9 protein-coding genes are annotated in these 22,835 nt (G+C 60.8%); all 9 read right to left on the bottom strand.

Translation table 11 applies throughout. The annotated features are described in order from the left end of the window. Positions 1-58: 58 nt before the first annotated feature. The 9 genes from ASE85_RS12025 to ASE85_RS11995 all read right to left on the bottom strand — a co-directional run bounded on the left by ASE85_RS12025 (position 59) and on the right by ASE85_RS11995 (position 22,784). Positions 59-1,702 carry an AAA family ATPase gene (locus ASE85_RS12025; protein WP_156358292.1) on the bottom strand — a complete coding sequence of 548 codons (1,644 nt, stop codon included), beginning with the start codon at positions 1,700-1,702 and terminating at the stop codon, positions 59-61. Beyond that, the gene (locus ASE85_RS12020) at positions 1,695-10,982 is read right to left on the bottom strand and encodes an RNaseH domain-containing protein (RefSeq protein WP_162237445.1); all 9,288 of its coding nucleotides are present in this window, start codon (positions 10,980-10,982) and stop codon (positions 1,695-1,697) included. Before ASE85_RS12020 ends, ASE85_RS12025 begins: the two co-directional genes overlap by 8 nt. Next, entirely contained in the window at positions 10,957-14,295 is a 3,339-nt protein-coding gene (locus ASE85_RS23360) for an ATP-binding protein (protein ID WP_056688244.1), read from the bottom strand. The genes ASE85_RS12020 and ASE85_RS23360 overlap by 26 nt, the downstream gene beginning before the upstream one ends. A 56-nt stretch (positions 14,296-14,351) precedes the next feature. Continuing rightward, complete coding sequence (locus ASE85_RS12010; RefSeq protein ID WP_156358291.1) at positions 14,352-15,335, bottom strand: restriction endonuclease-related protein; 984 nt, start codon at positions 15,333-15,335, stop codon at positions 14,352-14,354. A gap of 832 nt (positions 15,336-16,167) precedes the next feature. Next, positions 16,168-16,338, bottom strand: a complete 171-nt coding sequence (locus tag ASE85_RS22435) for a hypothetical protein (protein WP_235523503.1) — start codon at positions 16,336-16,338, stop codon at positions 16,168-16,170. A gap of 105 nt (positions 16,339-16,443) precedes the next feature. Beyond that, positions 16,444-16,737 carry a M48 metallopeptidase family protein gene (locus ASE85_RS22430; RefSeq protein ID WP_082462770.1) on the bottom strand — a complete coding sequence of 98 codons (294 nt, stop codon included), beginning with the start codon at positions 16,735-16,737 and terminating at the stop codon, positions 16,444-16,446. After that, on the bottom strand, positions 16,737-19,667 hold the full coding sequence (locus tag ASE85_RS12005) for a type I restriction endonuclease subunit R (protein ID WP_056688237.1): 2,931 nt from the start codon (positions 19,665-19,667) through the stop codon (positions 16,737-16,739). Before ASE85_RS12005 ends, ASE85_RS22430 begins: the two co-directional genes overlap by 1 nt. Continuing rightward, entirely contained in the window at positions 19,664-20,974 is a 1,311-nt protein-coding gene (locus ASE85_RS12000; RefSeq protein WP_056688234.1) for a restriction endonuclease subunit S, read from the bottom strand. Before ASE85_RS12000 ends, ASE85_RS12005 begins: the two co-directional genes overlap by 4 nt. Beyond that, on the bottom strand, positions 20,961-22,784 hold the full coding sequence (locus tag ASE85_RS11995; protein ID WP_056688231.1) for an N-6 DNA methylase: 1,824 nt from the start codon (positions 22,782-22,784) through the stop codon (positions 20,961-20,963). Before ASE85_RS11995 ends, ASE85_RS12000 begins: the two co-directional genes overlap by 14 nt. Between the last annotated feature and the right edge of the window lie 51 nt (positions 22,785-22,835).

Genomic DNA, 22,835 nt, shown 5'->3' with positions numbered 1-22,835 from the left:
GCAGATATCATGACAGGATTTCCGGCGGACGCCGCTGTGCTTGCGCCCCATGCCCCGCCTATTTTGCATCCTCGAGGATCCTCTTATCGATGACCGTGACGTTCATCAGACCGTCGCCAGCCAGCAGCGCAGTAAGTTCTGCCTGGAAGCTTCGCGCATGGCCATCGAGGAGTCCTGGTCTCTCGAGGCGCCATCCCCCGTCCCGTTTTTTCTGACCCATTGGCCGGTCGATGAGAATATATTCGACAGGGATATCGTCAGGCACCAGATTAACATTGGCGAGCCGGTCCTCGCGCCTGAGATTTGTGGCATCGACGACGACGCTTCGGCCCGCAGCAAGCAGGTCGCGTGCTCTGCCTCTTAACACCGCAAACACATGTTCCTGGCTGCCTGTCATGCCCAAAGACCCATATAGTTCCTCGCGGATCGCATCAGACGAGAGCACCGTCTCGTCGACAAAATTCGCGGCTGCATATGTCGTTTTGCCAGCACCGGACGGGCCGACAAGAAGCACGAGACGCTGACCGCAGCGGGGCCAGTCCCAGCCCTGCACGTCGGCGACGTCGTCGATATTGGCGACTATGCGGTCCCACGCCCTGGAGGCTGAGATGAGGATGGTCGGATCCGCCGGCTCCATGTGCGCCATCGACATTCGCAGCGTCTTGAGATTCCAAAGCAGATCCTTTTCCCACCCGGCGATATGATCCCGCAAGAAATAGGTGACCTCGTTGACCTCCAATTGCATCGGATCGTCATAATGCCTTTGGACGCCGTTCTGGAAGCTTTTCGTGTGGGGCAGGTTGCTCGCGAGCAGATCGAAATACATGCGCACGAAGGCCTGGCGTATCTGTTCCACCACAGCAAATACGACGCTCACATGCGCGCGCCAGATTCTCCGCGCAAGACGTTCCGGCTCGCCCAGCAGCGCGAGCGTATGTGTATGGGGCGTCCCGTCCATCATGTCGATCAAGCCATTGGCCCAGGAGGGATAGCCCAATGTCAGACCGAGAGCAGCCAGCTTTCCTCGCGGATCGATCTGGTCCTCGAGCGGCAGAGAGGCAAGATGCGTGGCGATTGCCGGATCCCAGCAGGCTGCCTCCGCCACGGTTGCTGCGGCCGTCCGTTCGGCCAGGCCGCTCGGACGGCCGAGCAGCGACTCGACATAGAGCTGCATGTCCCCGCGAGACACTGCGTGGCGCCAGGTGAGTTGGTCGCGCCCCAGAGCCGATAGGATTTCTGCAGTGGGTATCTGCCTCGGGGCAACCACCAGAAGCGACGGAGCGGTAATCCGTCCCAATCGCGCCCGCTCGGCGCGGAAGGACCGGAAGAATAGCCCCCACCTGCCCCAATCCTCGGCCGGAACGGCGTCCACGATAAAAACCATATCGGCCAGCTCGCGTGAACGGACGAAATCAGCGGTCGACCGGATCGATCCTGGTTCAGCGCCCGCTGCGGCAGCCAGCGCATGGGCGGGCGAGCGCGCAGAGTGCGCCGCGGCCTGGGGCTGGACGACAGCGACACGCAGAGCCCGCTCGGCTTCGAGCTTTTTGGCAAGCGCATCCATAAGTCCAGAGGGGCGCCGTTCCGGCAGCGACAACCCGACGATCCCGCCCTCATCGGACGCAATCCGCGCAATCGCCCGCATCAGGAATCGCGACGGCCCGGGAAGATCCCACCAGTCGACATGGGCCCAGTCAATCACGCCCGCTGCCCGCACCGAAGAGCCTGACGAGGAGTGGGTTCACGCGGAAGGGGCGAGCGTCCTCCGTCTCGTCCCGGCTGGCTGGCAGCGGTTCAAGCAAGCCCATCAACAGCCCGAAATCGACAACGCGCTGGCCGCTTAGGTCCAGATCAAGCTGGAGTACCGGGCCCTCGCCGATTTCATAGGCCGTGACGATTTCACCGCCGGCAAAGCGGACGATAGCCTGGAAGACCTCTGCCATCTGGCCAAGGAGGCCGAGATCGAGCGGCAGCGAAACATCGCGATGCCGCCTTTGTATGGCCTGCAGGCGGGTGCTGAACGCCTTGTTCGTGGAGGCACCTGCGGAAAATACATCGTGCATCAGCTGGTTATAACCGCCCGTTGCATCGCGGAGCGGACCGCGCAACGCATCCACGTCGAGATGGTCCCGCTGCAACATTTCGTCGGTAAGCGTCGCCGACCAGGTTTGAAGAGGCAGGATTTTTACCTCAGCCGCCAGCATGGGGTTCAACGGGCTGCGCACCCATTCCAGGGCATGTTCGGGCCGACCCACGAAGATCACGCGTGCGCGTCCCTCCCGTACCGCTTTTGCGCGAAGCGCCCGTTCAACCCATTGCGGATTCCACCGGCTAAGGTCCGATACGACATGCAGCATCGCCGGCAAACCCGCTGCGGCGCCCTTCAAGTCTTTCGTCATGGCTTCTGCGTCCGGGAAGGAACGGGCGGACACCTCCGCGACACGGCGCTGATCGCTGCCCTCGCCCATCGAGGCCAGAGCGCCGGTCACCATGCCGATGTCCGACGCGGCGTTTCCGAAAATGAGCGTCACAGGCGCCCGATCACGCAACAGGTCATGTTCCTGTCCCAGAGTAAGGGGACAAGTGGCGCCTTCGACGACCCGCATCGTCGAACTGGCCTTGAGTTGCCGGCGCATCGATCGCGGATCGAATACGGGCGGTGCCGGGCGGTCCATGAACTCGCCAAGCTTGGCAGCAATCTTATCGTCGTCTCCCAGCAGCCGCAGGATGGTGGGCGAGCGGAGCGCCCAGCGGTTCCCTTGGACACAGCGAAGAACACCCAGCCCTTCCATTTCGTCGAGCAGATCTTCGACGACCGCCAGCCGGTTCGCTTCGTTGAAAGCCTTGGGCCACCAGCTGGCAGCGGCATCGCGGACCTCGACAGCGGACATGCCCTCGCCGATGCGACCATTTTGAGCGTCGCGCAGGGCCCGGTCTGCGACAATGTGCGCAATAAGGGAGTAACGGTCCTCAATCTTGATGGTCGTGTCGAACGTTTCGCCGATTTCCTTTGCGATATGCTCATTTTCGAGCGCCGCGCGAATATGTTCCGAGGTAATCTTGTCGATCGCACGTCGCTTTTTCTTCGTCTCGGCAACTAGCTCCTGCAGCAGTTCCTTGCAGAATTTCTGGACGAGTACGGGATAATAGTTGCAGTAGCTCAGAATTCTCCAGACGTCCTCGCGGTTCTGGAACTCATATCCCATGCCTGCCATGGGACGCGTGACCAGCGCCTCAGCATCGCCAAGTTCCTCATCCATGAGCGGTCCGATGCGCTGAGGGTCTGACGCGATCTGCTTGAGCGGCGGATTTTCAGTATGTACCAGGCGCGTCACATTATGCAGGCCTGCGAGCACGAATTTGAAGCGTCGGTTCGTTTCGTCCATCAGCTTTTGCAGGCGGATGAATTGCGTGAACGCCTCGCTTGCATCGGCTTCGATAAACCGGTCGGACTCGTCAAGGAGCACCAATATGCGCCTTTTGCTGTCTCCGCCCAGCCAGGCCCGGACCGCCTCGCTAAACCGGTCGCTCTGTTCGACCGGCTTGGGGAATATAGCTTTCAGTTCACCAGACATATATTCCCATATCTGGTTTTCACCCGCCTTGCCGCCAAGGTCGCGTACGCTGACATAGGCGACGGCCACCCCGGCTGCCGGATCATTTGTTTCAGTCTGAATGTGCCGCAACAGGGCCGTCTTGCCGAGGCGTCGACCGCCATAGACGATGCAGCTGCCATGAGGATCCTTGAGCTTTCGTCCTTCCGCCGAACGACCAAAGAACATCTCGCGCGGCACGGCACCATTCCCATAATCCTTATACGGATCGGCAAAGGAGAAAGGCTGCGCAAGCTCAACAAGGGTCACCCCCCTGAGTTCCGGCTCAGCCAAGGCGAAAAAGACCATGGATTCATCGATGATGAGCAGTCTTGTCTGGTTCTCCAGGCAGGAAAGATGCAGCTGATGGCGACGCTCGGGCGATACTGTCTCTGTGACGAAGAAGATGACGCGAAGCGCGCCTGCATCATTCTGGATGCCGCGTATCTCGGAGTCGCTCGGCATTTTCGTGGCGATACAGACCCTGTAGCTCCCGCCTGTCTGACTGCCAAAGTCGGGCAGAAGCACCGATGTGCGGTCCATCGGCAGGTCAATCCGCAAGTCGGCATTGTAAATGCGCCGGTTATTCCTGCTCTGTGTCGAAAGGATATCGACCTTCAGGCCAAAGCGCTCGAGCATACGCACGAGCTTTCCGGTAACATCCGATTCCGCGCGCAGAGCGACCACAGCGCGGCGGAGCTCGCCCCATGCCTCAAGCGCGTCCTTGACGTCGGAACGGCGATCGCCGGGGATGCGCCCGAAGTTCAGACCCGCAAATTCGCCACCATGGTCGACCGCTTGCAGAATAGCGTCCTGGTCTTCCCGTGGCATCGCAGCGAGGCGTTTGGGAACGTCAGGAAAATAGGCAAGGAAGCGTGGATTAGGGGAGGTCGTCTCGGGAAGGGCCCTGCCATCCTTCAGAAATTCGAGATATTCCATCGCCGTGAGGAGGTCGTCCCGCTCCACCAGGCCGCGGACCTTCTCGAGGTCCGCCTCGACGGCCGAACCTGAGTGCGCCATGTCCCTGATCCGCACCATGAGCTCGTCACGTGGCTGCTTCAGAAGCAGGTCGACCCTGGCGCGTACGTCCGCGATCAGGCCATAGGCAGCCTTGAAGTCCAGGATCTGCTCGGGCTCTGGGACCTCGCCGCGGGACTCGATCGGCACGACATTGGGGAGTTCCTCGGGTGCGATACGATCGAGCAGGGAGAGTAGAGACTGGGCGTCATCCTGAGATCCTGCGCCGCGCATCCGCTGAACGCGGTCAACAGCAAGCCGCGCGTCGCGCAGAACCGCTGTCAGGGCGTCGCGCCGCGACGCGATATCTACCTGACGACCCAGGGTCAGCGTGTCGGCGAGCGCGTCAGGTATCGACAGGAACTCAGCCATGTCGATGAGCATCGACGCTCCGATATGGGATCCGGCCTCAATGCGGTTCTCGACCAGCTTTACGAAGGCATCCGCGTCGACCGGACCATCAGGCGACAGGGCATCGAGGCCCAAAATGGCGTCCACCAGGATCTCCGGCGCATAGGGTGCCGGCAACCATCCCAGGCCGAAATCAAGCGTTGAAAACCATAGCAGCGGTCCATGTAGCGCCATCATATGTTCAGTCGGGGCCGGCAAGCGGCCCCGCCCCTGCACCGTTTCGGCGAAGAGCGCCAGCGCGTGTCGCGCATACCCCAATGCGCCGGCTTCCAGCGGTGTCTGCACCTCGAAGCGCTCAAGCGCGCCGTCGAGCGCCGTGACCGTGTCAGCGATAGCGCCCTGCAACCTCCGCAGGGTGGCGAGCGTGCGCCGCATGGTCGGTGCCGCTTCAACGGTTTCGACATATTCAGCACATTGTGCCGCAATGTTCTGGATCAGGCCCAGCATCCGCTCGCGCGCGATGCCATCGATGCCGGTCATCTTATAGTTGTTGGAGCGCAGTTCCGCGTCGCCGAGCAAGCGCAATATTTGGGCACGGTCCCGATAATTCGCTGCAAATTCGCGACATGCCTCAAGTGCGGCGGACCCACCTCTGGTCATTCTCTCGCGGAGACGCCCCATTTCGCCGTCACCGCGCATCAAGACCACGCGAAGCTTATTGCCGAGCTGGAACTTGTAGCTCTTGAGAGAAAAATCCTCGAGCGCTGCCAGAATATGTTCGCCCAGCTGCTGGGCATGCTCGTCCTCGCGGGTCTCCTCATTTGCCAGCCGCATGAGCGAAGGGCTCATGGCGATGCCCTGCCTGAGGGGCGCTGCAAGCGCCTCGCGGAATTTGTGCGCCGCGTCACCGAGCCCGTCTGCCACCTGGCGCAGGGCATCGAGCGCCAGCTTTGCTTCCGGGTCATTATGGTAGAATGCAAAGGGCGCGAGCGATGCAAGCGCGATGATCCGTCGCGCCGTCACATTCGATGCTTCATCCTCCAGAGTGTCAAATATCGCATGTGCGTCCCTCAGGAGGCCATGCACAAGATCACTGCCCTGCAAAGCGGCGTGGTTCACATGGCTCGATACAGCCGCCAGGCGGAGCTCGGTCGGGGAAATGGGAAATGCGCTGAAAAGGCCAGCCGCTTTGGAGGCCACGCAGAGGTGGTAGGCCAGCCCAAATCGCCGCGCTTCCACCAGCGCTTCGAAACGGGCAAGCATTTGGGGTGCCATCAGATCTGGCTGGGGTTCGGCCTTCGGCACCGCCCTGTCGGCTTGAGCGAGGGATCTGTCCTCTTCCTCGGCCACCTCCCCTTCGATGGCACCATAGATCTGATCCTCGAGGGTTTCGGTCGGCGATATTTCCTCTTGCGTCGAGTCCCAGTCGCCGGCGGGGACAGGCTCCGCCTCTCCGGCTATCGCTTCGTCAAGATCGTAGAATGCTTCGTCTCGCACCGCCAGCAGCCCATCGCCGGCTTGCGGAAGCGGCTCCGGAACCTCCGGCTCGTCCTCCAGCAGGCGATCGAGGATCGCTACCGCGCGCGATCCCGCCTCGCGGCCCGACGCAATCGCCTGGGCCTGAAGGTCAAAGGCCTCACGCAGGCGTGCCATCTTGTCCGAACCGTCAAGAATGGCTTGCGCCTGAGCGATATGCGTGCGCGCCGTCTCGGCCAGAGACTCGCTGGCTTGGACGTCGGCTTCAAGCGACTCCGCCAGCATCTCCTCGATCGCCGGGATGAACGGGCCGTCTGGTGCGCTTGCCAGGCCATCCTCCTCGGCGGCCTGACAGAGCACCTGGCGCGCCAGCGTCAGGACCGCCTGCGCGCGAGCGATCAACTCCGCAGGATCGATGCCCCGGGGCCGCGAGGCGATATAGGCCGCAAGGGCTGCCCTGGCGTTACGGACCTGCGCGACGATGCAATCCAGGACGACCTCATCTGGATAGACTTCGGCACTGGCGACCGCAGCAATGGACGCCATCGCGGCGGCCCACTCGGCGGTGCCGTCTGTGGCCTCCGGCTCCGTGAGAATCCGGGGTGATGAGGCCATGGTCGGCGCCGCAATCGATCTATCGTAGGACGGTGGCGCTACGGCCGGCAGCTCTGCTTCTGGCGATTGCAGGGACAAGGTCGGTTCGCGCTCCGCCTGGGGATGCGGCCCTTCAAGCGCCTTATCGCCTGGCCGTGTGGGTAGCGTGCGCAAATCGCCTTCCCAGGCATAATCGTCACGGTGAAGGTGAAAGTCCGTATCGGACGCAAAGGCGCGGAGTGGCGCAAATCTGTCATCGGTTTCGATCAGCCGCCTCACCTCTGCAGGGGCGGGCCTGACATAGGCGCGCCGGAAAAGATGAGCGAGCGCAAGCTCCGTCTCGCCGCTGTCGGCTAGTATTTCGGCCATGACCCGGTCCGACCTGCCCCAGCCGCGGGCTTTGCCGGCTTCCTGTGCAAGCGCCGCCGCCCTGCCTTCAGCGTTGGCCACGAGATGCTTGTAGATTGACCAGTGTTTCTTCTTTCCGTGCGCTAGGCTCCGCTTCGCCATCTGCGTGACCGCCGCTGCGAAGCGGGGATAGCGCAGGCCTTCATGCAACAGTTCGGCGAACGCATGGCTATCGGGCCTGACGTCTGGCCAGCCATGGAAGCCGGTCAGCCTGGCAAGATCGTGCCTTTCATTGTGGATCGCGCTTAACTGTCTGTTCTGCACAGTAATATTCGCAGCGAGCCATTCGACCGTGACGAATTCCGGCAGCCGTATCACGGGCGCCAGCGCCGACCATGCTTCTCTCGTCGATGGTTCGGCCGGTGCGCGATCATGGCGTTCACCAGCCGTTTGCGATGGCGCGCCTGAGGCCTCGCCGCCTGCGCCCTCCGCTTCATCGACCTCCCGGCTGGTGAACTGGCCAGCCGCGAGCGACATGCTGTTCATCGGCATGGTGTCTTCCTTTTCGACGAGCTGGCGCCAAGCGCGCGGATCGGTCATCCCGAACGCCGCGTCTTCAGCGTCTGCCGCATCGTCGGTGTCCGTCGCTGTAGCACTCGGTCGCGCGGCGGCACCGACCTGGGTTGCCGCGTCGTCCTCGTCATCGGAGATGTCGAGCGCGAAGCGCGTCATATAATCGCGCGCCTTGGATTCAAAAGAGAGTGGCGCAGGTAGTGCTGTCCAGGCCTGCGTGTGCCCATAACCATAGCGCAGGCTGGATACCAGATGGGCGATGCGATCGGGCTCATCCCCTTCGCAGATGACCGCCACCGTCATTTCAAGCGGATTAGGCAGGCGATAGCTGACGTCGTAGAGCGGGATTTCCAGGGGAAACAGAAGTCCCTTGGCGTGTGGTGGCACGGTGACGTCACGCAGCGCCTTCTCCACCGGGACAAGGGACGCAAGGGCCCTGTATACACTCAGGCCCCGGGGAAAGGACATCTGGAAATAGCCTGCGGTCGACCAATAATGGGCCTGCGAGCCGTTCTGGCCAGAGAGGCGGATGGTGCGGGCGGTAATGGTAGGGCAATAGCGCTCGAAAACTTCGCCTGTTTCCGTACCGGTCGCGGTATCGACCCCCCGATAGTCGACCGTCTTGCGCTCCGCGACGCGCGCCGCATGGTCTAGCCTGACGCGGACGATACGGATGCCTGGCCAGCGGCGCGAGACGTCGAGCCGTTCGGTACCAAGACAAATATCTCCTCCGATCTGCCCGTCCGCGAGCCAGGGCCAGAGCGAGGCGGCGTTCGTACTGTCGATCACCACCAGCGGCCGATCGCCCACTTCCGTGCATTCATCCAGGATTTCGCGGACAAATGTCTGGAAGCTGGTGCGTTCTTGCGCTCTGCTGTCACCAAGAGACGGCTTGATCGACGGACTGGCTATGCGCTTGAGCGTTTCGAACAATGGCTCCCAGGAGGCCGACCAGCGCATCTCGCCATCATGCCAGCCCACTCGCGCCGTGGTCCGGCCAGTCTCACAGTCGATACGTGTCGCGAGGCACAGTTTACCGGTGCGGCTCGAGATGCGGGTCCGCGATTGAGACAAGACCGAAATGCCAACGACCGATGTCGGCCGTGCAGCCTCGTCCTGAAAGGCGCTGGCAATGGTTGTCCTGATCTCGGTGACCAGACCTGAATGTCCAAAGACAAGATCGTACATCGCGGCCTGAACGCGATGGAGATAGTTCGCCAAACCCCGGTGGCCAGGGCCACGCGGACGCAAATATTGCACATTGGCGTTGGCCTGTGTGGCGAGCGAGTAGCGCCCGGCCGGTTTGTTCACCGGGTCGTCGGGCTTCTTTTCATAACGATCCTCTGCCTGGACCAGCGCATGGCATCCCCCTTCCGCCTTGTTCAGCACGGCGGCGAGCGGATGCCACGCCTCGACGCGCGCCTCGAAGCGCTTGAGCGTCTTGCCGTCCGACGCGGGCAGCGCGGATCTAGGCCCGTGGACATCTGCCGGAAGCGGCCGCGCGGATATGTCGATCGAGGTCCCAAAAAGTGAGGCGAGGACAGTCTTCAGCAGCTGCCTTTCCTCGTCTGTGCGGGCGATGACCACGACCGAGGGCCTGCGATCGCCGAACACCCGTACCACGCGCGCGACGTTGAGCGCCCGAACCTCCGCCAGTTTCTCGCGCGCCTTCGCCGCTGCCTTCGCTGAAATGGCCGGCCTTTCTTCGTTCATTCCAAGAGAAGACCAAGCCGCTTCGATCGACGCGTCATCGTCCAGGTCATTGCGTCCCAGCGAGATCGCCACGTCCGAGAGAAGCGCCTCCATCTCCAGCGCCTTGTGCACTTCGCAGGACCGCTTTGGTGCCCTTTTGAGCGAAGGGGTTTCTTCAAACGCGATCGGGATGAAACCGATTGCGTCTACGGCTTCCTGGACTGCATCGAAAAGATCGGTCTGGTCCCGGGTCGAAGCGCCCGCACCGATCGGGTGCGTGCCACCGAGTTTGGGCGAGTAGGCGATGCCGACGAACGTATCGCCAGCTGCGCCCCGCTCGACCAGTTCCGACAGCGGCGCGCCGACTGTGTCCGCACTGACCCGAAGCATCTGGCCGAGAAATTCCGGGGCGATCGGATCCTGCACCGCGAGGGATCGGACGGGCGCGGGGGTTTCGAGCGCGACAGGGGGCCCCTGCCGCCCCATGAGCGTTACGGTGACCGACCGTTGGCCGGTCAGCGGATAGCCGGATGGCACGGCCGCGAGCCAGCGTCGCCGGGAGGCCCGGACATTGACGATCGGCTGCTTGGAAAAGGGGATGGTTTCGACACTGATGCAGGCGACCATGGAGTAGAGGCCATCATCGTGACGAGACGGCCATGTTATGAACTCGAGTTCGTTGGACTTGCTGTTGCCCCGCACGATGCGCCAGACGGGCCCTAGCCTGTCAAACAGCTCCCGGCCTTCGAGCGCTGCCGCGAACCGCTGGACGATAGCATCCCGCGCTTCCGCGAATTTATCGGTGGTTGCAAGAACATCGGGCAAGCTGCCCTCGCGCCGGACGATTTCGAATGCCGCGCTCCCCATTTCCTGCAGCGTGTCGACAAGCAGAACCGGGGCATCGACCTTTTCGGCCCACGGGCGCAGGGCTTGCGCCGTCCAGAGGGAAAGGGCCCTGCCAAGCTGATCCTGCAAATGGGTCACTGCGCTGACCTCCAGGAAACGCTCGGCCTTCTCTCTCTCCATCCAAGGCGCGCCCAGGTCGCGCTGCAGCGTCACGGCCTCAGGCACAACCGCAGCGATCGCCGCGCGCAGCGAAGCGAAGGGGAGCGCATGACCGCGCGCCGTCCCGGACGCATCGCCAGCCTGTTTCAGATCCCGCAGCAAGGCCGCCGCCCGTGCACTCCACGACACACTGTCCGCATCAACGCGGACCGGCGCGGTCCCATCGTGCTGGAGGGCACAGACGATGGGTGCGCGTCCCGCCGCGCTGCTGCCTTTCACTTTGCGATACAGGGTCTCGGGCAGCGCTTCACGCTTCATCGTCATCAAATCCATTGGAGAGATACAGCCCTTCGCAGCGCGAGAGCGGTTCGTAAAAGGGTTCATAAAGCGCGCGATAAATCTCGGCGTCGATCGGGTCGGGATCAGCCATGCGCGCCCGAAGAATGTCGCGCATGGCAACCAGCATGCTGGTGCGCGCGGTGTCTGCATGGCCCGCAGCCGAACGGGGCGCCCAAGCGGCGTCCACGAATACGGCCCTTGCGGCGCAACCGTTGCGCATGGCGCGACCAATCGTCTGCAGGACGTCGACCATAATGTCAGCGGTGAAGGGAATGGCCAGATCCCCCAGCCTGCTTGCCTGGAGCGGGAAACGCAAAAGACGGCGGCTGACGCCTGAAAGCGTGCGCCGGGCCTGCCGCCACTCGGACGCAAGCGTTCCCACCTCGGCGTCCCTCGGGAAGGCACGCATGTCAAAGGCGAGGGAATGTTGGCCAGCGATGCCCGCAACAAGGTCAAGGCTCTCGGACGCGGGATGCGGACGCGCGAGGAACAGGAGCGTCCCCAGCAACGCATCTCTGCGTCGCGGGCCATCTTCGAACACGATGTTCACCCCGCGCGCAAGGGCCTTCATCGGGAAGACAAGCACATCCCAATTGTCTCTCAGGCTCAGCCGTTCGACCTGCGCGGCCGTAACCCAGTCGCCTTCATTCCGCTCAGGCGGTCTGTTGGTAACACCGATCACCCTTGCGTCCACGTCAGGCCGGATGCGCTTGATGAGCGCCTTGACCTGCGCAACCTGATCATAGCTGTTGACCACGATTCCAACCTTCCGGCCGTCGTCGAAATCCCGCGTCATCTGGAGCGCGAGCGGATCGTCGCCCGAGAAATAATGTTCCACCATTTTTCTCAGGACGCGATCGCGCGCCCCCAGCGGGGAACCGCTGAAACGTAGCATTCTGCTGGGCTTTAGCGGGTCGGGGATGGGTGCAAACACATAGCGGGAAGCCGACCAGCCGCGGCGCGCGCCAGGGCGCCTGAGGACGATGTCGGGTCCGACCGGGATGTGGAAGGTTGGACTATCGACGAGAAAGGAGGTGGCCGAGGCAAGAAGGACGTTGGGGCCACGCTCGCGGCCCTGATGGCGCAGGAGGCCTCCCAGTCGGTACAGAAGCGTCCGGGGAGCGCCGCGGAAAGACACATATTGCAGGCGCACGCGCGCGCGCGCGCCGTCTTCCTCATAGCGGAACCTGACGCCCGACAACCGGCCTATCAGCGCCTCGGGAACCAGCCGCCCGAGATCCTCTGAAATGCCTTGCTGGAAGAGCGGCTCGCGGTGAATGCCTTCGGCGATCATGGCCTGCTGCGCGGGAATCAGCGCCAGAAACTGCATGACCACTGTGGTGACACCCACCAGAAAACGAAAGAGCTCGACCAGCTCGTCCCTGCCCAGTGCAGCGCTGGGCTCGACCAGGTTGAAAAAGGCCGCGCGGATTTCCTCAAGATAGTCGTCGCGGCGCGCGGCAAGCGGTTCGGATATCCAGTCGCGGGTGAGGCCCGCAATGGTCACAGCCGCGCTGCCGACCGTGTCGGGATCGGAGCCGAGGTCGGCGGCGATCCGGCCTGGATCGAAGCCATAATCATCGACATCCTGATCTTCATCCGTCCGTCGCAGGAGCGCGGCTCTGACGCAGCCATCCCAGAAAGCGCGGATGGCGTTGAACCGGCGCTCCTCCGCCTCCTGCTCAGCGCCTGCCAGCAGCGAGATGTCCGCCGGACTGAAGATGGCCGTCAGGATATTGTTGCCGGTGACGAAGGTGTCCTCGAAGCGGGACAGGGGTGTCTCGGCACCGCTTCTTGCGCGCAGGTGCTGGAGATGCCCCACCAGACTATGGTTGAGGCTCCGGAAATCTGATGCAGCCCGGCCATATTGCTGGATATTGCTCGCCGCCATATCCGTCCGTCCGGCGGAAAGCGGCAGGAACAGGTCTCGGTTCAGCGCATGCTCGTAGCTGGACTCGCTGCCGGTCAGATCCAGCGAGGCGACGGCCTTGCGATCGAGCACAGCCTGCGCGCCGTCAGCCTCGTCGACGATAACCAGATCGGCTGTCATTGCCACCGCTTCGAAATGTCGCACATTCTGGTCCGCGAAATGCGGACTGATCCGCGTGTCCATCGATAGGACATGACCCAGCCAGATTCTGCGGTCGACAAGTTCGCGCGGGGCACGCAGGCGACCGCACTGTCCTGACAGCGGGCAGAGATGCGCGGATTCCTGCGCTTTGAGACCGCCGTCGGCGCGCGCTGGCCGCTGCAGGACCGAGAGGCAGGGTGGAGAAAGATGCGGAAATTCGCGCTCGACTTGCGGATCCTCCTCAAATCCGCCGAGCGCGCAATTGATTGCGAGCAGTTCGGCCCCGCTGCCGGTCCGGCCAAAACCGCGCGCTTCGTCCGCCGCGATGCGGTCTGCCAGCTTGCGCGCATGCTCGATACGTGTCTGCGGCGACTGCCCCATCAGCAGCCCGACGTCCGCACCGTAGCTGCGAAGAACCGCCAGGAGGTTGAGCGACGTTTCGATAGAGGGGAGCAGGACCACGGCGCGATAGCCCCGGGCATCCAGCCACATCAGGAGAAGGACGATCAGGGTCGTTTTGCCGGTTCCGGGCAGGCCGATAAGGTGACGCAGCCCATCGAGCCGGAGCATGCTGTCTGGCAAGAGGCGTCCCTCGACCCGGTCAGGCGAGAGAAATTCCAGTTTCATCGTCCCGTCGGCTTCCCGCAGGCGCGCGGCCCAGTTGCCGCCCGGTCGCTCAGGATGGGCGCGATCGTCCTCGTCCAGCTCTTCTGCAACCGCTATGAGTTCGCCGACGGGTACCTCGATGGCACCGCGCGGCTGGCGAGAGAGATCGAATTGCCGGGGCGGATCGGGATCAAGCCCTTCAAGGTCAACCGTTATCCGGTCAGTCCCGCCCGGAATCCCGGCTTCGATCACCATCGGCCTGCCTGGATCGGCGCGCAAGCCGGTCGAGGGGCGCAGACCAAGCGGGGTGGTGAGCGCTGCGATCATCGCTGTCAGCTCCGGATCGTCGAGCGGAACCCGGCGGTGAAAGGGGAGACGCGGGTCGGAAACATCTATGCGATAGGGTGGCTCGCGGTAGTCCGGGTCATCGCGATGATCTTCCTCCCAGCCGACAGCGGCATAGGCCAGTTGCTTGAGCTGGATCTCGGACGCGGCCACCACGCCGAGCAGGCGGAGCGCCGTGGCGGCCGGCGCGAAGCGCGCGACCACCGCGCTATCGAGGACGGAACCAAAGCCAGACATGAGGACGGGCGCGTTCCGCAAGTCGCGTGCGCCCAGCAGGACGTCCATTGCGGCGCATAGCCATTGCGCACCAAGAGCGACCTGGAAGCGGGGCGGCATGGCTCTCATCGTGCAAAGGCCCGCATCGTCTGCGCCACGGTCATGAACTCGAGCGGGTCCGTCCCGCAATAGGCCGCACGCAGATCTTCGAGATAGCGGGGATTGAGCCGGATTTTATAGTCCGGGACCACGATTATCTTGCGGGCAAACATGGCCAGCCGCCCGATCCCCCGCGTGAGGCGCGCGCCAAGAACGAGAGGGCTCGCATAGCTCTTGACGTCGAGGCCTACCGCCAGGCCATCGATGCCGACGTCAGCGGCGTCCATAAGCGGGTAAAGCGCTACCTGCCGTCCGGCCGCCCTGAGCATGTCATATAGCCCTATTTCATCGAGGCCTGGGCCCACCCAGAATGCCAGCAGCGCGGCACTGGCGAGACGGTGAGAGACCGGCTCGTCACATTGGGTGCCGACGCGCGTCTCCCCCTCAAGGAAACATTGGCGTATTTGGCAACGGCCCAGCGGATAGGCGGGGTCGCGGACGGGCCAGAGCAGCGCACCACATCGACCGCAGGTCGTGAACGCACCGCTGGCAATCGCACCCCGCGGAATGTTGCGGTAAAGACCGCTGATCATACGCGCTGCGTGTGCGTGCCCATCCGACATGAACCGATGGAGCGCTTCAAGCGATACAACGGGGTTGCGAACGACAAATTCTCGGATCGCGGTATAGGCCGCTTCCCGCCCGGACGTTGGATAGCTTTGGATCGCAGCTCTTAATTGCTCGTGATGAAGATCTTCACATGCGTCGAGTTCGCTCCCGCCGATCCGCGCCAGTTCCCGGCAATCTTCGGTGGGTACGCCCAGATCACCATCGACGAGCGCAACCTCGCTATATCGGAACTGGCCGGCAAAACTCGGGACGCCCCATCGGATCATCGCGTCCGTTGCCTGCTCCATGAGAAGGTGAATGCTCGAGCCGATGTCGTCGACGCCGTCCTCGATACAATGGCGTGAAAGACGTGCCAGTGCGCGGCGCATGATGATCGGCATGCTCGCATCCTGCTGAACGGAGCCGCCATCAGTGGCAATGCCATCATATACTTCGCATAAGCCTCTGGCGAGCATGCACGCCGTGACGATGGCCCTAGACGTTTCTGTCAATGACACCCCCGCAGCTTCTGCCAGTACGCTGCGTTCATCAACAGCATCGCGCTACCCAATCTCTTTCCCCCCTTGGATCTCGTTCGATCTGACAGTTATCCCATTATCATTCTGTCGAAATCCTAAGCATCTTCAAGGCAAGTTGCCAGATCAAAGATCTGCAAGAAACGCATCTTGGGACGGAAGGGATTTTCTTTCATTCCTGCCACCCTTTATCCGCAATGGATCGGCCTGAAAAAGATATCGGTGCGATAAACTGGCCTCGTACCCTGTTTTAGGACGAACCATGATCCAGCAATGGTGACGGATTTCATTTCGCATGCGCGCCCTTCCCCACGACATCGGAAAATCCTGACATAGGCAGGGGCCAGCCAAATTGTTACGATAAAGACATGACAAATTCCGTTATGCTTTCAGGCAGTTTTGCCTTGTAATAAGCCGCTGACAGTTCTTCGCATTTTCTGGATCTTGAGGGCGGATTGTGAGGGCTCCCAACTGCCGATGCTGTCAGCTCAGAACGGTAGGTGTCGACAAGAGGCTAGTTATGAACAAGATCACGCGACTGCCTGAAGCCCCTTCCGCTTAATGATAGAAAGCAACCTAGGCGCTGGACCACCCGGTCGCTTAACACCCCGCTGCCGCTGCAAACGCGGCACGATCCGCATGAAAATCCAAGCCCGTTTCCCCTTTGGCCCGGCCAGGAGGTCGCGCCAAATGATTTTTAGGCGCCTCCCCAGAACCGGTTTAGTATCTTCACTGCCATCGCCGCCTTGTCCTGAATGAGGCGGCCATAATGTTTGACGACCATCTCTGGTGTATCCTGGATGGCATAGACGGCCTGTTCATATGAGCCGGTGTGTTTCAGGATGTGGGTCGCAAAAACGTCCCGCATATTATGACGTCTGTGAGGCAACAATCCCTCGATCGCATCACGCCCAGTATAGGCATTAAAGATGCCATAGCACTGGATCGCCTGCAGCCATTCTTCACACAGTGTTTAACGGCTTAAATCCAACTTACGCCAATTTGGAATATGCGCAGTTATTACGGCTTTGAACAGCTGATTATGATGCGGATAGCGCAAATGGAGCAGTTCATGGGCGATCACGAAATCCCGGAACTCTGGCTCGCGATCCGCTAGGTCCATTGCCAGCGTTACGACACCCGCAGATGAACATGAACCCCATTTTCGGCGCATGGGGTAAATGCGCACGATCCGCGGGTTAACCTTCAACTTTACCGACCATCTTATCACGCGCATTTTCAGATCGATCGCGCCACCCTCCTGCATCACGACAGCAGCGACCGCATGATCAGATCGACGATCCTCGAACGGTCCTGATCGTTCAGTTCAAGCAAAGGTAGATAGAGCGCACCCCGCAATCGCCTGCGTTCGTCATCATTGAGCTTGGCATTGGGATAGCGCGTTCGAAGCTCATCAATCAGAACTGCAACTTGCCGAACATCGATATTGCCGCCCGCCAACGCCACATCGTCGCGTAGCGCGATCATGACACCGAATGCATCTGCAGACAGGCCGCTCGCCTTAGCTTCCGCTAGGAGTGCTTCCTTCTCAACAGCCAATGCACCCAACATATCAATTGCGGCCAACCCATTGACGTTCCGGCTTTCCATGTCCTTCAGAATGCGTTCGGCACGGTCCTTGAGTGGCTGAAGGATCGGCGCGTTGGTCTGATCGTCATCCACTTCTTTTTGCAGACCACGCACAAGATTGAAGACCTTGCCCTCATCGCTGCCCTTTCCGTCACGAAGCGTATCGAGCGTTTTCACGTCGAAGGTTACGCTCTTGGTCAGATTGCCGAGGCCCGATTGCTCAGCATTCGCCTCAACCAGGCGGCGTGTCTTATAGGCAAGATCCGCAACAAAACCGATGCTGTCGGCATAGGCATTGCGAACGGTTGCGTAGAGTTGCGCTAGCCGCTTATAGGTTTTGACGTGGTCAACCAGTTCGGCAGACGGAGACAGAATTTCCCACAGGCTTTCGATGTCCTTGTAAGCCTCGAAAAATGCCTTCCGGGGTTCTGGGTCGAGAAATTTGCCGTAAACCAATGCTTCTAGTCGCTCATCCGCAGTGCCGCTTTCTCCAACGTCAAGATATTCGGCCTTGGCGGTAGCAATCTTAGCAAGAAAGTCGTTCTGTAGAAGGTCGAGGTCTTCGATCACCCCGCTAACATCCTCGGAGTCGAACTTGAGCGCCTTCTTGAGGTCGCGCAGCACGCTAACAAAATCGACCACAAGGCCGATCGGTTTGCGCACCCCTTCGCTATCGACATAAGGACGATTCACCCGCGCAATCGCCTGCAACAGCACATGGTCGCGCATCGGCTTATCGAGGTACATCGCGTAGAGAACGGGCGCATCGTAGCCGGTCAGCAGCTTGTCGGTGACGATGAGGATTTTCGGTTCTTCGGCGGGCTTTTTGAACAGCAGCCGGACATCCATTTCCCGCTCGTCGGTCAATTGCAGCGCTGCTACATCGGGACGTTCGACCGTATCGTTGACGTTGCTCGTATAGATTGCGTCGGACCACTCGGGCGGAAGGTGCTTGTCGATTTCGCGCTTGTACTTGGCGCACGCCTCCCGATCGACGGCGACCACGAAAGCCTTGTAGCCCAGCGGCAGCACGTTCTCCCGGAAGTGATCGGCGATAAATTTGGCGACATTCGCCACGCGCTCATCGGCCTTGAGGAAGGCACGGAGGCCCACCGCGCGATCCAGAACGCGGTTCAGCTCCTCAATATCACTCACGCCCTCCGCTTCGGCCAGGGCGAAAAACTCGCGGTCGATCCGCTCCAGCGGCACCGTCATCGTGCTTGGGGCCATGACGTGCTTGATGGGAAGGGTGGTTTCGTCGTCGATCGATTCCCGGATTGAATACTTGTCGAGATATCCCTTCTCGTCCTCGGCACCGAAAATCTTGAACGTGCCTTTTCCGCGCTCGGTATCGGCGATCGGTGTGCCGGTGAAGCCGATGATCGTCGCGTTCGGCACCGCCCCCATCAAATAGGAGCCGAGATTCTTCGCCACCGACCTGTGGGCCTCGTCGATGAACACGTGGATATTGGAACGGTCGGCGCTACCCTTGGTGATCCCCTCGAATTTGTGGATCATCGCGATCACCAGCCCGCGAAAATCGGCGTCGAGCAGGGCTTGCAGGTCGTTCTTCGAGTTCGCCCGCCGCGTAGCGATATCCTGCTTCTGCATTTCGCCAAGCAGCCGCTCGACCCAGCCCTTTAACTGTCCTTCAAGCTCGGTCCGATCGACCACGAGGATCACTGTTGCATTGTCGAACCGTTCCTTGTCCTCAAGGATCAGCTTGGCGGCGGTCAGCAGCGTAAAAGTCTTGCCTGATCCTTGGGTATGCCACACCAGCCCGCGCCGTTTGTCAGGATCAGCACAGCGACCGACCACGGCATCGATCGCCCGACGCTGATGCTGGCGCAGCACCGACTTCCGAGTTTCGTTGTCCTCTACATAGAACAGCACCCAATGCTGAAGCGTGCGGAGGAAATCCGTGCGCTCAAAGAAGGCCTGCACCGCGAAGCGATAGGTTTCCTCGCGCGCTTCCTTCCACCGGGCGATGAAGCGCCGGTTGGCGTTCCACGTTACGCCATACCAATAATCGATCAGATGGGTAACGTTGAACAATTGCGGCGCGCCGAGCAATTCGGGCGTTTCCGCTTCATAGCGGCGAAGCTGCACGACAGCGCGCTCCATCGCATTGCCGTCCTTGGGGTTCTTGTGCTCGACAATGGCGACGGGCAGGCCGTTGATCAAGAACAGCACATCGGCGCGGTTGCCTTTGCGGGCGGGCGGCTTGAGCGTCCATTCCCACGTCACATGAAAGACATTGGAGGCGATGTTCTCATAGTCAATCAGCGTGACGCAGCGGTGGCGCTTCTCGTTTTCGTCATACCAGCTCTGCTCGCCGCGCATCCAGCCAAGCATCGTCCGGTTGCCCTCGATTGTCACCGGGATGGCGTCGAGCGTTTCAAAGATCGAGCGCACAGCATCCGAAGGTAGCCACGTATTGAACCGGGCAATCGCACCTTCCAATTCGTCGCGCAGGAACATCGCAGCTTCGCCACCCCGCTTTGTGCGGGCAGCGTCGGGTGTCAGCTGGGTCCACCCGATTTCTTCCGCATGGCGCACCATCGGGAATTGGACTGAGCCAGCTTCGGAGATAGCAAGGTCCGTCATGTCGCCACCTCGCAATTTGCTTCGAGCGCCGACAGATCGAGATCGGCGACGCGAACTTCGCTGGTCATCAGCTTGTGCAACAGAGCGCGGAAGAGTTCTTCGAGAAGTGCCTGCTTCCGTTTATGTAGGTTGATTTTGGCGTCGATGGCATCGAGTATCGAGACAATCTCACCTTGCTCGATCAGCGAGTGCGGCAGAGGCAAGGGCAATGAATCAATGATGCCCGTGTTCAAATTGTATTTGCCATCGGCTGCTGGGGTCGCGCGTCCGGCCACAAGTGCAGTACCAACCTGCGAGCTATAGAAGTGAGCCGCAAAATAGGGATTAAGCTTCGTTCGATCAGGCTGTGCGCGAATGAGGTAGGACGCGAACAATGCGCCTTCTGGATCGCCATCAAACACGGCGCAGCAGCCAAGGCGTTCGAGCACACCATTGGTTCGGATAAAGATAATATCTCCGTCCTCTAAGCGGTGACGGCTCGCTTCCTTTTCTGAAACTGTCGCATATTTCAGATCAGACGCGTCAACGCGGCCCGGCGCGATGTTGGGTATCCTCAAGACGGGGTGCGGCGACAGCTCACTACTACAACGGATGGACGTTCCATATTGCAGACGCCTTCGAACCTGACTGAACTCAACCAAAGTCCAACTTTCAGGAATAGGTCCAATTTCCGATTCCTTTTGTGCTTCGCCGCGCAGCCCCCGCGAAAATAGTTCGCGCATCGCAGTGCGCTTGAGTGATGCCAATCGATCGCCAAGCGCGCCTTCAATGTTGATGCTGGAACGGATGCGGCTCAAGCAATTCGAAATGGCTTGTTCTTCTTCGCTATCAAAAGCTGGGAAGGGCAATCCTAGAAGCACATCCTCAGGCACCCGTTTCCTGCCCGTAGCCCCTTCCATCCTACCAGCGACATACGAACGGATATCAGGGTGCAGTAGGTAGTAGAACAGCAAACGCCGATCCCGGTCGGCACCTTTTGGGCGCAGCGGAATTACCTCGGTTGTTGCAAACCCAAATTCAGACGGCAGATCGCAAACCAACGCCTGCTTACCATTCTCAAAGGATGGCGTGATCTTCCCAACGAGGACATCGCACTTCTCAAAATAGGTGCCTGTGCCGCTCTCGGTTGAGGGCTTCATATCGTAACGTGGGGTGAAGGCCCCCCCCTGCGGAATCGCATCCATCGGTACGAAAGGGATCTGCGCTCGAGGGGACAGGTCAAGCCCGCGCGGCTTTTTCGTCACCTCGAAAAGTTCGCCTATCGTGGTCGAGCCTTCCTGCTGCGCCAGGAATTCATGCAACAGCATCTGAAACTCCGCCGAGTAGTCGAACCAAGGTCTTCGAATGTTGCGCTGCTGCGACATCTAAATCAGAGATTGCCTTGAGAAGTTCGGAAATCGACCCGAACGATTCTGCTTGGACCTGACCGACCCAGCGGCTCGGGCTAAGATTGTAGTCCGCCTCAATAGCCTGCGCGGCATCGATCACAGCAACCTCGCCGTCGATGGCCTCGCCGCCGACGAACAGCGCCGCGATGCCCTTTACGGCATCATCCGGCAGGTAGTTCTTCGGTTTGCCCTTCCTTACCCGCTTGCTGGCGTTGACGAGTGTGATCTTGCCCTTGCGTGCCTCGGGTTTGCGTTTGTTGAGCAACACGATGATGCCCGCCGCGCTGGTGTTGTAAAACAGGTTGTCGGGCAACAGGATCACACCGTCAATTAGATCCCGGTCTACGAACCATTTGCGGATGTTGCGCTCGCGGTCCTCGTTCTTCGATCCCGATCCGCGCGTCACCGCGCCGGTATCCAGCACCACCGCTGCGCGCCCATTCGGTTTCATGCAGGCCAGCGTATGCTGCAACCAGGCCCAATCACCCTTGCCGGTCGTCACTCCGCCCGCCGTGCGGAAACGATCAAAGGGGTCCGCACTCAGGCGCCCCGGATCGAACGGCTGGTTCCACATTGGATTGGCAACCACGATGTCAAAGGTGCGGATGTCGCCCTGTGCAGTCTTGAACTTGGGGTTGATCATCGTGTCGCCACGCGCGATTTCGACCGACATGTCGTGGATGATGCCGTTCATCTTGGCGACGGCGAAGCTCTCCGCCATCAGTTCCTGCCCATAGAGCTTGAGCGGCACCTTGCTGAGCGGGTCTAATTCGCGGCACACGATCTGTTGCTTGATCAGCAAGCCCGCCGAACCGCAGGCATAGTCATGCACTTCCTCACCGGGGCGGGGACGCAGCAGATAGGCCATAAGGAAGCCGACTTCGGTCGGGGTGAAGAACTCGCCCGCGCTTTGACCCGATCCTTCGGCGAATTTGCGCAGCAGATATTCATAAGCGCGACCGAGAAAATCCGGCTCAACATCGGCGAGGCCAAGTCGGTAGCGCGGATCGGAGAATGTCTCGACAACCTCGCGCAGCTTGGCCGGGTTGATATCGCGTTCGCCGTTCCGTTCGGCGGCAAAGTCCACGACGTTAATCGTGCCGTCGAGGTCAGGGTTCTGCTTCACGACCGCGCGGATCGCCTTTGTCAGATGCTCGCCGATATCGCGTGGCGCTTCATCCTTCGGCCACTCGAAACGCTCACGCCCGCTGATGATCGCCCAACGGGCCTCAGGCGGCATATAGAAGCGCACAACGGTATGATCGGCGGCGGCGATCTTTAGCGCGGTCTGCCAGCTCCCGTAATCCTCCGATAGGCGCGCAATCTCATCATCGAACACGTCCGACAAGCGCTTAAGAAACACCATCGGCAGTAAGTAATCTTTGAATTTCGGTGCGTCCTTCTCCCCACGGATCGAACAGGCCGCATCCCAAAGCATTTGCTCCATCGACTTGGTGGACGGCGCCTGCCCAGCGGCTTGACGCCCGCGACGGCCGGGGGAAGCGACAGGCGCAGGAAGCACCGCACCCTCTCCCACGTCCAACCCGGCATCGACCGCCAACGCTATTATTGCCGCTCTGGCGGCGCGTTGCGGGGTATTTTGTTCGTTTTCCCAGCGATTCACGGTCGCAAAAGAAACGCCCAGCCTCTCGGCCAACTGCTCCTGCGTGATCCCCATTGTGTCGCGAATAGTCCGCAGCATCGCAGCAGAGTTTGATATATTTGTCATGTTTGTTATATCTGCTATAAGCGATAATGAGTCAAATAGAATCAAGAAAGA

The sequence above is a fragment of the Sphingobium sp. Leaf26 genome, assembly GCF_001421665.1.
Taxonomy (GTDB): domain Bacteria; phylum Pseudomonadota; class Alphaproteobacteria; order Sphingomonadales; family Sphingomonadaceae; genus Sphingobium.
The sequence above is the reverse complement of the archived record's forward strand: the minus strand, read 5'-3'. Positions and strand labels throughout refer to the sequence as shown.